Annotated in this window: 12 protein-coding genes and 1 pseudogene; 7 read left to right on the forward strand and 6 right to left on the reverse strand. The window is 59.7% G+C overall.

The window, feature by feature from the left end:
- The first annotated feature begins 34 nt into the window (after nucleotides 1-34).
- Nucleotides 35-853, forward strand: coding sequence for an ROK family protein (locus FEV16_RS08380; protein WP_138167167.1), 819 nt, complete (start codon nucleotides 35-37; stop codon nucleotides 851-853).
- A gap of 15 nt (nucleotides 854-868) precedes the next feature.
- Here FEV16_RS08380 and FEV16_RS08385 read toward each other — a convergent pair whose 3' ends face one another.
- Together FEV16_RS08385 and FEV16_RS08390 are read right to left on the reverse strand one after the other, a co-directional pair.
- Entirely contained in the window at nucleotides 869-2,098 is a 1,230-nt protein-coding gene (locus FEV16_RS08385; RefSeq protein WP_138167168.1) for a glycoside hydrolase family 15 protein, read from the reverse strand.
- A gap of 301 nt (nucleotides 2,099-2,399) precedes the next feature.
- Nucleotides 2,400-4,169, reverse strand: a complete 1,770-nt coding sequence (locus FEV16_RS08390) for an ABC transporter ATP-binding protein/permease (protein WP_138167169.1) — start codon at nucleotides 4,167-4,169, stop codon at nucleotides 2,400-2,402.
- A gap of 260 nt (nucleotides 4,170-4,429) precedes the next feature.
- Between FEV16_RS08390 and FEV16_RS08395 the strand changes: the two genes are divergently transcribed.
- From FEV16_RS08395 to FEV16_RS17240, 3 genes and pseudogenes are all read left to right on the forward strand, one after another.
- On the forward strand, nucleotides 4,430-6,331 hold the full coding sequence (locus tag FEV16_RS08395; RefSeq protein WP_246657229.1) for a glycoside hydrolase family 3 N-terminal domain-containing protein: 1,902 nt from the start codon (nucleotides 4,430-4,432) through the stop codon (nucleotides 6,329-6,331).
- A complete protein-coding gene (locus FEV16_RS17235) occupies nucleotides 6,286-6,519 on the forward strand; it encodes a fibronectin type III-like domain-contianing protein (RefSeq protein ID WP_246657230.1) in 234 nt (77 codons plus the stop codon). The genes FEV16_RS08395 and FEV16_RS17235 overlap by 46 nt, the downstream gene beginning before the upstream one ends.
- Nucleotides 6,520-6,795: 276 nt before the next feature.
- Nucleotides 6,796-7,016: pseudogene (locus FEV16_RS17240) on the forward strand (SAM-dependent methyltransferase); the annotation flags it as partial.
- A gap of 494 nt (nucleotides 7,017-7,510) precedes the next feature.
- On the opposite strand, the gene FEV16_RS08405 reads toward FEV16_RS17240, so the two are convergent.
- The 3 genes from FEV16_RS08405 to FEV16_RS08415 form a co-directional block, all read right to left on the reverse strand.
- Nucleotides 7,511-7,696, reverse strand: a complete 186-nt coding sequence (locus FEV16_RS08405) for a hypothetical protein (RefSeq protein ID WP_138167170.1) — start codon at nucleotides 7,694-7,696, stop codon at nucleotides 7,511-7,513.
- A gap of 585 nt (nucleotides 7,697-8,281) precedes the next feature.
- Entirely contained in the window at nucleotides 8,282-8,797 is a 516-nt protein-coding gene (locus FEV16_RS08410) for a hypothetical protein (protein ID WP_138167171.1), read from the reverse strand.
- A 177-nt stretch (nucleotides 8,798-8,974) separates the two neighbouring features.
- Complete coding sequence (locus FEV16_RS08415; protein ID WP_138167172.1) at nucleotides 8,975-9,421, reverse strand: DUF3617 family protein; 447 nt, start codon at nucleotides 9,419-9,421, stop codon at nucleotides 8,975-8,977.
- Nucleotides 9,422-9,580: 159 nt separating this feature from the next.
- On the opposite strand from FEV16_RS08415, the gene FEV16_RS08420 reads away from it, so the two are divergent.
- Complete coding sequence (locus FEV16_RS08420) at nucleotides 9,581-10,234, forward strand: pentapeptide repeat-containing protein (protein ID WP_138167173.1); 654 nt, start codon at nucleotides 9,581-9,583, stop codon at nucleotides 10,232-10,234.
- A 111-nt stretch (nucleotides 10,235-10,345) separates the two neighbouring features.
- On the forward strand, nucleotides 10,346-11,218 hold the full coding sequence (locus FEV16_RS08425) for a c-type cytochrome (RefSeq protein WP_138167174.1): 873 nt from the start codon (nucleotides 10,346-10,348) through the stop codon (nucleotides 11,216-11,218).
- Between the two features lies 1 nt (nucleotide 11,219).
- On the opposite strand, the gene FEV16_RS08430 is transcribed toward FEV16_RS08425, so the two are convergent.
- On the reverse strand, nucleotides 11,220-12,002 hold the full coding sequence (locus FEV16_RS08430; protein WP_138167175.1) for a serine protease: 783 nt from the start codon (nucleotides 12,000-12,002) through the stop codon (nucleotides 11,220-11,222).
- 417 nt (nucleotides 12,003-12,419) lie between these two features.
- On the opposite strand from FEV16_RS08430, the gene FEV16_RS08435 reads away from it, so the two are divergent.
- Nucleotides 12,420-14,294 (forward strand): methanol/ethanol family PQQ-dependent dehydrogenase, encoded by a 1,875-nt coding sequence (locus tag FEV16_RS08435; protein WP_138167176.1) that lies wholly within the window; start codon nucleotides 12,420-12,422, stop codon nucleotides 14,292-14,294.
- Nucleotides 14,295-14,347: the final 53 nt, after the last annotated feature.

Here is a 14,347-nt window from a genome sequence, read left to right on the forward strand (position 1 = left end):
TAGGCGGTAGCGGCAAATAGACTTGGACGGTGACATGTTCATCGTGGTGGATATTGGCGGCACCAAGACGCGGGTTGCGCGATCCCGCGACCTTGAAGCCTTGGACCAAACCGTCATCGTCGCTACGCCCCACGATTATCGATCCGGACGCGACCGACTCATCGCCCTTGCACAGGAGCTCGGCGGCGGCGAGCGCGTGGAAGCGCTCGCGATCGGGGCGCCGGGGGTCATTTCACGCAACAGACGCACGCTCATGCATGCGCCGAATCTTGCCGGCTGGGACGGCGCGGCGCTGGTCGACGATCTGCAACACGTCCTTGGCGCGCCCGTAATACTTGAAAATGACACCGCCATGGTTGGGCTCGGCGAGGCGACAGTCGGTGCCGGCAGAGGCGCTACGATCCTCGCTTATGTGACGGTGTCGACCGGCGTCAATGGCGCGCGCATCGTCGATGGCGTCATTGACCGCGCAATATTCAATTTCGAGATAGGCGAACAGATTCTCGGAACCGTTCTCGATGCGCCAACTCTCGAAGACCTCGTGTCCGGACATTCGATCGGCGAGCGCTTCGGCGCGCCGCCGGAGAGTTTGGCGAAGGATCATCCCATTTGGGACGAGCTGGCGCGGATCGTCGCCATCGGATTGCACAATACGGTGGCCTATTGGTCGCCTGACCGCTTCGTTATTGGCGGCTCAATGATGAAGGAGATCGGCGTTTCGATTGACCGAATTCGAAGCGCGCTGCTTCTATTGCGGCGGAAAAACCCGACGATTCCCGATATTGTTCACGCATCGCTTGGCGATCTCGGGGGCCTGTGGGGCGGCCTCGCGCGGCTACGAAACAAGAGATGAAGAGCGTCAGTGCGCCTAACGGCAATTGTCGATGGCGCGCGACGCAGCATTTCGACCAGCATGGGCCGTGATAAATGCTGCGTAGCTCCAGGCGAGGTTTTTCGCTGATGTCTGGACGCCGTCGTCGCGACTGAACTGCTCCGCCAATTCGCCGGTCGGCGGCGTATATCTTCTGACAGTGGCCATAAACATTTCGCCGCGCTTCAACGCTGCTTCCGCGAGTTTTCGCCGACCTCCCGGCGTGTTGAACGCTTGCCCTGGTATCGCGTCGAACATGCCGGCGAACATCTCGCGCAGCTCCAGAGAAATCTCAATCGCCGGGAGCCGCGCCAGGCTTTCAGCGAGCAGGTAGTAAAACTGCGCGACGCCGAGCGTCGAAAAGTAATAGGCGCCGCCGCTGAAATAGACGTCGCCGCAATAGCGGCCCATTGCCGGCCCCCAATCGGCGGCGCGATCCTGATTGATCTTGTATTCCGACATGAAGAGGCGCTCGAGCCGAAGAAGCGTCGAGAGCACCTTAGGGTCGAGCACGCCATGCCGGTCGCCGGAACGCGCGGCATGAATCACGCCGAGTACGACGGCGATGTCGAGACGGCGCGTGTCAGGAATTGTCGAGGGCTGGACGAGATCGGAAAGGAAAGCGCGATAAAAGCTCGCATCCTTATCCAAATGCGCGTCAAGGCATCGCGAAATGTCATCGGCGGCGGCTCTGAAGGCGCGCGATCTGGCGGCGTCTCCTTTCTGTTCAAGCCATTCGGCACCCTCAACGAGCGCCGCAAGCTGGAGCAGACGCGTATAATAATGATGGCCGCGAATTTCCTCCCAGAGATCGAAACAGGCGTCGCGCCAATGATTGAAGGTATAGTCGAGGTCCACTTCGAGAAGTTGTTCGGCGACGCCTAAATCCGCGCGTTGACGAAACGCTTCCAGACGCCACGCCCGCAGCGCCGTCAACGCGCGCAGCGCCGGACCGTCATTCTGGGGACGCGCCCACCCTAATATGTCGAGCGTTCCGTCGGGATTGTAACGCACTTCGCCAAGCACGCGGTCGCCAGTCACCTGACGAAGTTCCTCTTTCGAACGAACATGACGCAGGAAATCGGCGCTCACATTTCGGCGAAAATCGCCTCTCTCCGCCACGACGCGGCCATCCAGCCGACAAAGGTCGAGGCTGAATTGCATGAAGTCGGAAATACGATCGAGCGCGTCAGGGCCGAGCGTTCTGTCCTCATAGAGACCGCGCAACGCGTCGATGACGATCGCCGTATCTCGCAGCTAGGGAAAAAATAATCTGGATCGGGATCGTAGGCCGCGATTTCGGGAGACGCGAGAACCGAGCCGCGCGCAGGACGGATTTGTTGGCCAAGATGCGCGCGAATCTTGACGAGGTGCGTTGCGGAAATCGCACGAAGCATCGCCTTCGCTGAGAAGGCGCTTTGATGCGTCATCCAGTCAAGGAGACTATCGGCGCTCGAACTCATGCCACGCCACTCCGAGAAGAGATCGCTCTACTGCGATCCTTGTTTGGTCCACGCCGTCGCCGCTATCAGATAGGTCGGGCAAGCCGCTGACCAGACACATCCAGCTTGAGGTTCACGACACGTCGGAAAAAGTCGCCCATCGCAGAAACGTCACTGATCGAGATCAACGCCGAATCCGGCAGTTCCTTTTGGAAATTGGCCATAAATGTTCGCCTCGCTTCTGGCGCGAGCGTTTCGAGAGCGGCGTCGATGATCACCCACCGCGGCTTGTGAAGAAAGAGCCTTGCGAAGGCGAGCGCCTGTTGCTCGGGCGCCGTCAGCTCGTGATCCCAACGCGCCACCACGTCGAGAGAGGGAACAAGCTGCGTCAAACCAAGCTGCTCAAGCGCCGAAATGAACTCCTGATTCGAATATTTCGACGATGGATCGGGGTAGCCGAGCGCGTCGCGCAGCGAACCATCGGGAATGTAGGGACGCTTGGGCACATAGCTGATCGAACCCAGCGGGAGGCTGATTTGCCCCGCGCCCCAGGGCCAGACGCCGGCAAACGCACGAAACAGGCTGGTCTTCCCACATCCCGGCGCGCCGGCGATCAGCACATGTTGCCCCGGCGCGATGTCGACATGGGCTTCGCTCAGAACACTGGCGCCCGCTGGGGAAAGAACTTTCACGTTGTCGAGGACCAGCGTTTCCTCGGCGCCGCTTTCGAGCGCGATGCGTCCGATCCCTCTTTGGACCCCGTCCATATCCAGCAGCGCCTCCCGGAAGGCGGCGACGCGGGTCAGCGTCGCTCGCCAGTCCGCGATCGGACCGGCGTTGTCGACGAACCACCGCAGCGATTGTTGGACCTGCGTGAAGGCGCCCGCCGCCATCAGCAATCCGCCGAAAGTAAGGTTTCCTCCAAAATATGCGGGAGTTGCGACGAGAATTGGCGCAATGATCGTGAACCATCCATAGCCGGCCGTGACCCAAGTGAGGCGAGTCGTCGCGCTGACGAGCTTTCTCACGACTGCGAGGAGCCGTTCGAACTCGCTTTGCAACTTGGCTTCCTCCCTGGCTTCGCCGCGATAAACCGCAATGGCTTCGCTGTGCTCATTAACGTCGACAAGCGCGAAGCGAAGATCGGATTCGCGTGCGTAGCGTTCCGCGTTGATCCTGACGAGGGGACGGCCGACGCGCCAACTGATCAGCGAAGCGATTCCCGCGTAGAGAAGCGCGCTCCAGAACATGTAACCGGGAATGACGACGTCTTTTCCGTCGAACGGAAGGATCACATTCTCCGACAGAGTCCAGAGCACGCCCGCGAAACTGACGAAAAGCAGCAGCGCCTGAAACAGGCCGATGCCGAGATCGGTCGACAGTTCTGATAAGTGTCGCGCGTCTTCGTGAATGCGCTGATCGGGATTGACGCCTATTTCCCCCGCGCTGGAGAGCATGAAGGCGCGCTTGGGCGCGAGCCAGTGGGCGAAAAGATCGCGCGTTAGTCCTTCGCGAAGCTTCAGCTTCATCATTTGGTTCAGCCAGGCTTGGGCGACGTTCAGGACCAGTAGAGCGCCAGCGATGATGCCGTAGACACCCAGCTGCCGCCCGACCCCAGAAAGGTCCTTGCGGTTGATTGCATCGTAAAATGGCTGGTTCCAGGCGTTTAGTTCGATCTGCGCATAGGCTGTCGCGCCGACGACGACAACTAATCCGAGAGACAGCCAGACAATTGCGCTTCGCTGAGGCGAGACAAGCAGCACATGCGCCATCGCACGGAACTGTGAAATGAGTCCTGGCTCCACGATCGTCGCGTCGCCGACTTTCTGTTTCTCTCGCTCTTCTTGTTCGTTCATTGGCAGCGCCCTCGTGGAAATCAATAAATCGCCGAGTCGAAGTGTGTTTGACCAAACATGCGCGGCGGCGGCGCTGGCGACAACAATAAACTCGACTACACCGAAAAGAACGGCCGGCTGCCGCCGGAACGCGACGCTTGGCCGCGTTTGGTTCGCAGCGCCAAGAATCGGGTATGCTTTTGATGTTGAGCCATTCGGTCCGAATGAGAGAGCGCTGCGACTGGGTCGCGATGGATAGAATAGAAGCGCTTCTTGCGCGAATGACCCTGGATGAAAAGGTCGGCCAGCTCAATCTGGTGACGGCGGGGCAGACCGTGACCGGGCCTCAAGGCTCCGGTGACGTGATGGCGAGCATCCGCGGGGGAAACGTCGGCGGAGTGTTCAATGTCTGGGGTCGCGCGGCGATCGCCGAAATGCAGAAGTGCGCGGTCGAGGAAACGCGACTTGGCGTTCCGCTGTTTTTTGCCCTCGACGTGCTTCACGGGCACAAGACGATTTTTCCTATTCCGCTCGCCGAGGCCTGCGCTTTCGACCCGTGTCTGTGGGAGCGAACGGCGCGCGCGGCGGCGGGCGAGGCCTCAGGCGACGGGATTGATCTTACCTTCGCGCCTATGCTCGACGTGACGCGAGATCCCCGTTGGGGACGGATTGCCGAAGGCCCTGGCGAAGATCCCTTCGTCGCGACGAAATTCGCGGAAGCGAAAGTCCGGGGCTTTCAGGGCGCCGATCTTGGGAACGCCATGGCGATAGCCGCCACTGCCAAACACTTTTGCGGCGGCGGGGCGGCCACGGCCGGCCGCGACTATGCGCCAGTCGATATTTCCGAACGGACTTTGCGTGAAGTTTATCTGCCGCCTTTTGAGGCGGCCGTGGCCGCAGGATGCGCCGCGATCATGCCGGCGTTCAACAGCGTCGCCGGAATTCCGATGACGGCCGCGACAAAGCTGCTGCGCGACTATGTCAGGGGTGAACTCGGTTTCGAAGGAGTGGTTGTCAGCGACTACACCGCCATCCCGAAATTGATCGAACATGGCGTCGCCGCTGATGTCGTCGAGGCAGCGGCGCTCGCTCTTAGAGCCGGCGTCGACATGGATATGGTGAGCGGCGCCTTTTTTCGTTTGCCGGAGGCGCTGGCGCGCGGACTGGTGTCGATTGCCGACATCGACGCCTCTGCGCGTCGCGTTCTCGCACTCAAACAGAAGCTTGGCCTGTTGGACGATCCCTATCGACGTGTATCGATATCGGCTGTCCCACAATTCGAAGCAGAGAATTTGGCGCTGGAAGCGGCGCGGCGCGCAATCGTGCTTCTCACCAATGACGGTACTTTACCTCTTTCGCCAAAAGCGAAACGGATCGCAGTCATCGGGCCACTCGCAGAGATGCGCTCCGAAATGCTGGGGCCATGGGCGGCGGCTGGCGACCCCGACAAGGGCATTACAATTCTTGACGGGCTTCGCGCATTGCTTCGCGATTGCGACATTCTGCATGAATCAGGCGGCGGAATTGACCGTGCCGATTCTGGCGCAATCCGTGCGGCTTGCACGTTATGCGAACAGGCGGAGTTGATCATCCTTTGTGTTGGAGAAGCGTCCTGGATGAGCGGCGAGGCTGCGAATCGCGTGTCGCTTGATCTACCGGGTCGACAGCGAGAGCTCGCGGAACGCGTTCTCTCGCTTGGGAAGCCAGTCGTCGCCATTCTTTGTTCTGGACGTCCATTGACCGCGCCATGGCTGGTTGAGCATGCGCAAGCCGTGTTGGCGACATGGTTTCTCGGCCACATGGCGGGCGCCGCCATCGCAGACGTCTTGACCGGGCGGTTCAATCCTACCGGGCGTCTAGCCGTGACGTGGTCTCGGGACGTTGGCCAAATCCCGATATCATACAGTGAACGCCCGTCGGGCCGGCCTTTCGATCCTTCCAATCCCTTCACGTGCAGATATCTCGATCTTTCAAGCGAACCACTCTTTTCCTTTGATCACGGCCTTTCCTATGCGCATGTCGTTTTGAGCAATCTGCGCGTGGAGCCCAGAACCTTCAGGCTGGAAGATGCAGTCCGGATTTGCGTGGACGCCCGCAATGAGGGCGACGTCGCCGCTGAAAGCACGATTTTCTCTTCGTGCGCGACCGCGTTGCCACAGTCGCGCGGCCTGCGCTCGAACTGAAGAACTGGAGCAAGGTTTTGCTCGACGCGAAAGAGACCAAGAGGGTCACGCTTACCCTATCGACGAGCGAACTCCGCTACCTTTCCGAGAACTTCACTTGGGTGGTTGAAGCAGGTGAATTCGAGATCTGCGTTGGCCTTGATGCGCAACGAAGCTCGATCTTGACCCAGAAAGTGGTTCTTTTGTGAACCTTGCGCTGTTTCACTTCGTGGACGAACATCCCGTGATCAGAATAGAAATGAGCCAGCGCACCATTTTGTGCGCCATTCCGACATGAGGGGTCCCGCCATTTCTGACTGCGCTGATTGCGATACGGTCTCTTTGAAGTCCTTCTCCTTCATCGCGTCTTACGGTTTCGGCCTCCTTTCGCTCAAGCCATTAGTCGCTGCCGTGGCTTATGGCTTCTATCTCTTGAGATTCGGCTTTTGCGCGTTTTGCGACGGCGCGCGCTGTCGTCCGATTGTCGCCGGTCACTCAAGCCAGGCGGCTATGTCATTATCGGAACGTTCGCGCTCGATGGCCCGGAAAGTGCAGCGGCCTTCCGGTAGCGCGGCACAGCACCGAAAGCCTTTCAACCCTTCTGGGCGCCGACTTCGCGCTGATCGCCAGTCGCCGCCATCAGCATGAAACGCCGTGGCAGGCTGTGCAGAATTTTCAGTTCAGCGCCTTCCGGCGCGCTGCATAAGTCCAGGCTGACCCTAAAGAAAGTGGCTTCGGAAAAGAGGTCCAGCCACAGCGTACTTTCGCGCTCTCTAACGCGCACCGTCATAGCGCCACGGCGAAGCAATATTGCCCATCTTCATCGACTGCGGCGCGCCACTTCGGAACAAAACTGGGAACGCCAATTCCCGCCGTTTTCCCGCCTGACGGGGACAAGAGCGCGCAGCAAGCCACTCTTCTGGCCAATGATGCGGACTTCCCGCTCGTCGACCTCGACGCGCTGGGCGAGTGCGCGCAGATGGTCGCGACGGTAGCCACCTTTGGCGTCACGCATCCGCTTTCTGGCCTGCCGGGCGAAGGTGGCCAGAGCTTGGGGGCGTGAGCGTCGGACCGGCCCTTTCGGTTCCCGCCGCCGCACGGTCAGCATCGATGCGCGGCTGATCACGGATGGCCGTCAGCTCTGACACACGGTCCTTGAGTCTTGGATCGGCAAGATCGGCGACGCCGTTATCGATCGCCTCAGAGCCGCATCAGCTTTGCGTCCGCCTCAGCCGCGCGTTTGCGAAGCTCCGCGATGTGCTCTGATCGGCGTGCCGCGCGCGCCGCGCGGCGGTGGAGAACCGAGGACAGGATGGATTCCAAACGCTCCGGCTTCAACAGCCTGCGCTCGAGATGATTGGCGACGAGAGCGTCGAGCTTCTCCATGGGGACGGTGCGCCCCTTGCAGCCGTCTCGCTGATTAAGCTCCTCCCAGGACAGATGTTGGGTGAAGCGGCCACATATTACGAAGTCACTAAGAGGTCGACTTCTCCGTTGCGTCCTTGATGCACTTCTTCGTGAGGCTCGTATTGGTTGCGCCCGCCAACTTTTGCTCAACAGCGGCGGCTTCGCAGGACGACACGGCGGCCTCCCTTTCGCATTTTTTTCATGAAGCTGTTCAGCGCGACGCCAAGCAATTTCTTTTCGGTCACCCGAGTCGCGAATCGAGGAAAGCCGCCGCCGTTTGAGCTAAGGCAGCATCTCATCGTGTGGCCTTGCATCATTAGCACCTCGAACTGCCGGAGTTTCGAGATGATCTCTTCGGGTTGGTGACGGCTATGCAGGACAGCGAAGCTATCCCGGCGCCAATTTGAATGTAGCCAATTTCTTTTTTGTCGCGCAACGACAAGGCCCGGTCGCTTAACGACTTGGATGCTTCACCCAACTACACAGCCTGCGGGAGGTGACCTGAGAGTCATTTGTATCAGTAGCGAAACGCAGCGCCAACCTTCGTCAGGTCATCGTCTGGGTTTATATCGCAATTTCAATAACATATGTGTTCGCATCTTTATCCCGACCGGCGCGCCATTTGCGTATAAAACTGCGAACGTCCTTGCCGATTTGTTCTCCGGCAATGACGGCCTGTTCCAGGCTGGCCTTCGAGCCGTGGATGCGGATGACCTTGTCGTCCACCTCGATCGCGTCGACGATCGAACGCAGATAGGCCTTCCGGAACGTCGTGTCGCCGGTCGTTATCCGCTCCCTCATGAAAGCGCCGAAGCGCTCGACGTGATCCGGCTCCAGCGTGACCTCAGGCGCAAGCTGAACCTTTATGCGCTCCAATGCGGCCTTGGCGCGGTCCCCTTCCGATTTGAGCGCGGCGAGCCGATCCGCCAGTGACTCGTCGATGTCTGTGACGCCGTCCTCGACCATTTTATAGAGACGGCGCAGCTTTTCATCTGCCTGCGCGATCTCCTGTTGCAGGACACGCGCCCGCTCCTGTACTTCGGCGTCGCCCGATGCCCGCTTTTCGGCTGGCGACGTCAAAAGGCCTGCCCGGGACGCTCCCATACTCAATGGCGCGATCGCAAAAATGCGTCTAGCAAGTCGCCGAGAAAAGTCTCCACAATATAAAATGTCTACAGGCGAACGATGGATGGCGCGCAAGATCGCAATTGAGCGGTCATCCGAAATTGAAAACGGCGCCGCGTTGTCTTGACGCTTTCAGTCGCGCTTTTCCGGCGAAGGCGTTTTTCTCGCGCAGCGTTCGGACAGAAACTTCGCGTCGATCGTAAACCCCGAGCGATTTTCCTTCGCCGTGATCCTCGACTGCGCGCGATACCAGTTCTGGAAGTCGCCGGTGAACAGCAGGCTGGTGACTTCCCGTGAATCCTTCGGACCGCATTCGATCGTGACGATGATCTGGTCGTTCGCACGTGTAACGGACAGCTTCGTGCAACTTTCGTCCTGAGCGCTGATGATGCTGTCGCCTTCTTCGATGCAAACGTCATTGGTCTGCAAGCCGACTTCCGGCGAGATCGTCGAAATGCGCCACAAGCCGGGACGGCGTTTTGGAAGTTCATCTTCCGCCGCTATTGCAGGCGCACCTGCGCGCGCGAATAGCGAGAGAGCGAAGACGAGGCGGAAGAGTGTGAGTCGCGAGCGTTTCATTTCAGATTCATTATCGTGGAAGGGCGCAGCGATCCACGACGGACCATCAACGCCGTTACGGACTTCCACAGCTTCCCAGTCCACGCAAGAGTTTGTCCTGTTGCGTCCCACATTCTGTCGAACATACCCTTGAGCGCTGAAATGCGAAGAGGTTCGGTGATGAAATTGCTGAAACGACGCCCGATCAGCCGCTTTGCCTTCATCGTTGGGGCGCTTCTATTCGTCGCGGCGCCCGCTCGCGTCGTCTTCGCCGGCGAACTGTCACGCGCGCAGCTCGAACAAAAACTTGCTGAGACGCATGGCAAGCCGATCGACCTCGCAAATCTAGATCTCTCAGGCGTGGATCTTTCTGGCCTCGACCTGCACGGCGCAGACTTCCTCTCAGCCAAGCTTGTGGGCGCAAAGCTTGGGAAGGCCGATCTTTCGGGGGCCAACTTCACGCGCGCCGATTTACAGAACGCAGACTTCTCGGGCTCCCAGATGAAGGCCGCGACGCTCTATGCTGCGCTTCTCGACGGCGCGAATTTCGCGGCGGCCGACCTTTCAGATGCGCGGATCATCGGCGGCGGAAAGCGCGTGAATTTTCGCAACGCGAAGCTGATCGGAGCCGATCTCGGCGCCGATCCTGCCAATCAAGGCATGGTTCCGGTGCGCGCGGAACTGCCCGAGGCCAATTTCGATGGCGCCAACCTTACGCGAGCCAATCTCACGCATGCGGTTCTAACGGACGCGACATTCACCGGCGCGGTCGTGACTGGCGCGCGTTTCGACTATGCTGTGCTCGACGGCTCGAACCTCTCTGTCGGCCGATAGTTCACGCGGCGCTGATTGTCGCTTATTCCTGATTTTGTCAGGAATTTCTCCGCGAGACGCGAAGAGAGAGCTGCATTAAGAGCACTCCACTATCAACGACGTATCGCCATCATGGACTCCAATCGCTTACGATCGACGCTCGCTAGGCCAATCGCATTGTTTGCATCCTGGTTGATCGGCGCTTCAGCCTATGCGGGCGATGTCGAGCGCGGCCGTTATCTCGTTGAAGCGCTGACGGCCTGTGACAATTGTCATACGCCGCGCGGAGTCTCGGGTTACGATCTCGCCAATCGCTTTTCCGGCGGCGCGCAGACATTCTCCGACAAGACCTATATCGTGCGGGGTTCAAACATCTCGCCAGATAGGGAGACGGGCGTTGGCGGATGGACTGATGAAGAATTGCGCGCTGCTATCGTCGACGGCGTCAGCCGGGAAGGCCGGCTTGCGCCTGTCATGCCGTCGGACTCGTATAAGCCGCTGACCGCGAGCGATCTTGATGCGATCATCGCCTTTCTGCGTTCGGCAAGGCCGATCCGCGCGCCGCTTCAGACGCCACAGCGACGAAACGGCGAATGGGCGCCGCATCCGATGCCCGGCGCGGCGACGGCATTTGACGACGCATCGCTCGCAGACAAAAATACGCGCGGCCTCTATGTCGCATCGCTCGCCCGCTGCATGTCATGTCACGCCGAGGAAATTGACGGCGCGCCCGATTACCGCGATCGCCTTGGCTCGGGCGGCAAAATTTTTCGTAACGCCGCCGGCGTCGTCGTCGCCTCGAACATCACGTCGCATGCAGTGAAGGGCGTCGGCGCCTGGTCAGACGATGAGCTGAAGCGGGCGATCACTGAGGGCGTCTCGCGTGACGGCGCCCCGCTCAGGCCGCCGATGTCAACGCTCTCCAAGGCGCATTTCTCGAAATTGTCGCGCGATGATCTCGATGCGCTCATCGCTTGGATACGGACTATTCCGCCAAAAGAATGAGTTAGCGCGGTCTTGAGGCTGCGTCGCGGATCGCCTCGGCGAGTTCGCCTTCGAACAGCATCGCCGAACCGTAATGCGTTTCGATGTCGAAGGGCCGCTTCTGATTCATGTCGAGCGAAGCGCTATGCATGGCGATCAGCCGACCATCTTCGGTAAAGAGGCCCGAGCCTGAGCCGCCATAGCCGTCATTGCAGTCGTGACGCACGCGACGGACGTGACCTTCAGTCGGTTCGTCGACGCGATAAACGTCGCATGACTCGGTTGTGGCCGGGAGACGGGTGTTTGAATGTCCGGCCGGCGATACCATCACGACCTTTAGTCGTGCGCCGGTAATGATATCGCTGACGTCTGGCGCGGGCTGAGGTCGCACGGCTTCCGGCGTCGGCTGCAGCAGGCGCGCCAAGGCCCAATCGTCGGTGATATGCAGTCCTTTCGATTCGACGGAAGCGCCGATGCGTAAACTCTCCTCATCGAAATAATAGTCACTGCCCGCAATCCTAAAAAAGCAATTCGTCACCGGATGCGTAGGGACCAATCCTCGGTTGACGAAATTATGCGCATTCATCACGACAAGATCGTGCGAACCGACCAGCCAGGCCGCCGCCGCGCGCTCCAGCGTGCCGTAATCGGAGTAGCACATGAGTACGCCGGCGCCGGCGAAGCGATTCATGTCCGCTTCCGTCATCGCTCGCCGCCTATCGTCAGCGTAAAGCGCTGCATGGGCGGTTTGTGCGCCAATGCGGGCAAATGACGCGCCGATGAGCATCAACGCTACCAGGACCATGGCGCAATGAACGCCTGACGAGCTCAGGCTGAGCCGAGGCTTTGCGTAACGACCAGACGTAGATGAATTCCTTGGCGCAAGAGCTTTCAACATTCGATTCTAGATGGGGCAGAGACGGGCTCTCAACAAAATCCGCCAGAAACTCCACGTCAAGCATTCGCTGCGCCGGGAATAATCGGGAGTAAACATGCCAATCTTTCCCGAGACACATTACCGATAAATCGTGAAGACTCGGCCTTGCGCTTAAATTTATATGCCGGCGGATCGTCTCTCGAATTTGCGCGCCGACGCGCAGCGGGAATAAGCGACCATCAAATAAACCATGACGGCTGCATTTTAAGCCGTCTATCTGCGAGGCGATGTCGCCGTCCAAGAAGCCATGAAGGCGTCCGGGCGACGTTGCAGGAGGACTCGTCCATGAGGAAACTGCTGAATTCCGTGTCCCTGTTGTCCGTGCTGCTCGCGGCGCCGGTCGTGACGATGTCCGCCGCGGTCGCCGAAGATAAGCTCGAAGCTCTGACGAAGAGCGAAAACAACTGGGCAATGCAGGGCAAGAACTACAGCTCCAACCACTACAGCACGCTGAACCAGGTCAACGCCGACAACGTAAAGAATTTGAAGGTAGCCTGGTCGTTCTCGACCGGTCTGTTGAGCGGTCACGAAGGGTCGCCGATCGTCATCGACGGCAAAATGTATGTTCACACGTCATTCCCCAACAATACTTTCGCGCTCAACCTCGACGATCCGACCCGCATTCTCTGGCAGCATAAGCCCAAGCAAAACGCCGCGGCGCGCGCCGTCGCGTGCTGCGACATCGTCAACCGCGGTCTTGCATACTGGCCCGGCGACGGCAAGACGCCCTCGCTCATCGTGAAGACGCTGCTTGATGGCCATGTCGTCGCGCTGAACGCCGACACTGGCGAGGAATATTGGAAGATCGAAAACTCCGATTTCAAGGTCGGCTCGACGCTGACCGTCGCGCCGCATGTCTATAAGGACATTGTGCTCATCGGCAGCTCGGGCGCCGAGCTCGGCGTTCGCGGCTATATGACCGCCTATGACGTGCGCACTGGCGAACAGAAGTGGCGCGCCTATGCGACCGGTCCGGATTCGGATGTGCTGATCGGCGACGACTTCAACAAGGCCAATCCGCATTACGGCCAGAAGGGCCTCGGCACGGCGACTTGGGAAGGCGACGCCTGGAAGATCGGAGGCGGCACCAATTGGGGCTGGTTCGCTTACGATCCGGGCACCAACCTTGTCTACTACGGCAGCGGCAATCCGGCGCCGTGGAACGAGACGATGCGGCCCGGCGACAATAAGTGGACGATGACCATTTGGGGCCGCGATCTCAACACCGGCGAGGCGAAGTTCGGCTATCAGAAGACGCCGCACGACGAATGGGACTACGCCGGCATCAACTTCATGATGCTCAGCGAGCAGAAGGACAAGGACGGCAAGGCGCGCAAGCTCTTAACCCATCCGGACCGCAACGGTATCGTCTACACGCTCGATCGCACCGACGGCACGCTGATCTCCGCCGACAAGATCGACGACACGGTCAATGTATTCAAGAAGGTCGATCTGAAGAGCGGCCTGCCGGTGCGCGATCCGGAATATGGCACGCGCATGGACCATCTCGCCAAGGACGTTTGCCCGTCGGCGATGGGCTATCACAACCAGGGTCTCGACTCCTATGACCCGACGAAGGAGCTGTTCTTCCTCGGCGTGAATCACATCTGCATGGACTGGGAGCCCTTCCTGCTTCCCTATCGCGCCGGTCAGTTCTTCGTCGGCGCGACGCTGAACATGTATCCGGGTCCCAAGGGCGATCGCCAGAAGGGTGAAGGCCTCGGCCAGATCAAGGCCTACAACGCCATCACCGGCAAGTTCAAATGGGAGAAGATGGAGCGCTTCGCCGTTTGGGGCGGCACCGCCGCCACCGCCGGCAACGTCGTCTTCTACGGAACGCTCGACGGCTTCATCAAGGCCCGTCACAGCGACACCGGCGAACTGCTGTGGAAGTTCAAGCTTCCGTCGGGCGTCATCGGCCATCCGATCGTCTATCAGCACAAGGGCGTCGAATATGTCGCCATCATGTATGGCGTCGGCGGTTGGCCGGGAGTTGGTCTCGTGTTCGACCTGCAGGATCCGACGGCCGGTCTCGGCGCGGTCGGCGCGTTCAAGCAGCTCGCCAACTACACCCAGATGGGCGGCGGCGTGATGGTGTTCTCGCTCGACGGCAAGAGCCCCTACGACGATCTGAGCGTGGGCGAATACAAGGCGAACTAATCGCCCGTCGCTCCATCGATCTCTCCAGCCGCAAGCGGCTGCGAGACGCCTGC

It is taken from the genome of Methylocystis sp. B8 (genome assembly GCF_005771425.1).
Classification (GTDB): Bacteria; Pseudomonadota; Alphaproteobacteria; order Rhizobiales; family Beijerinckiaceae; genus Methylocystis.

Excerpts from the sequence above, each read along its gene's own strand:
- FEV16_RS08380 (WP_138167167.1), top strand. The coding sequence starts at position 35 with ATGTTCATCGTGGTGGATATTGGCGGCACCAAGACGCGGGTTGCGCGA.
- FEV16_RS08435 (WP_138167176.1), top strand. The coding sequence starts at position 12,420 with ATGAGGAAACTGCTGAATTCCGTGTCCCTGTTGTCCGTGCTGCTCGCG.
- FEV16_RS08420 (WP_138167173.1), top strand. The coding sequence starts at position 9,581 with ATGAAATTGCTGAAACGACGCCCGATCAGCCGCTTTGCCTTCATCGTT.
- FEV16_RS08405 (WP_138167170.1), bottom strand. The coding sequence starts at position 7,696 with ATGGAGAAGCTCGACGCTCTCGTCGCCAATCATCTCGAGCGCAGGCTG.
- FEV16_RS08395 (WP_246657229.1), top strand. The coding sequence starts at position 4,430 with ATGACCCTGGATGAAAAGGTCGGCCAGCTCAATCTGGTGACGGCGGGG.
- FEV16_RS08390 (WP_138167169.1), bottom strand. The coding sequence starts at position 4,169 with ATGAACGAACAAGAAGAGCGAGAGAAACAGAAAGTCGGCGACGCGACG.
- FEV16_RS08430 (WP_138167175.1), bottom strand. The coding sequence starts at position 12,002 with ATGGTCCTGGTAGCGTTGATGCTCATCGGCGCGTCATTTGCCCGCATT.
- FEV16_RS08425 (WP_138167174.1), top strand. The coding sequence starts at position 10,346 with ATGGACTCCAATCGCTTACGATCGACGCTCGCTAGGCCAATCGCATTG.
- FEV16_RS08415 (WP_138167172.1), bottom strand. The coding sequence starts at position 9,421 with ATGAAACGCTCGCGACTCACACTCTTCCGCCTCGTCTTCGCTCTCTCG.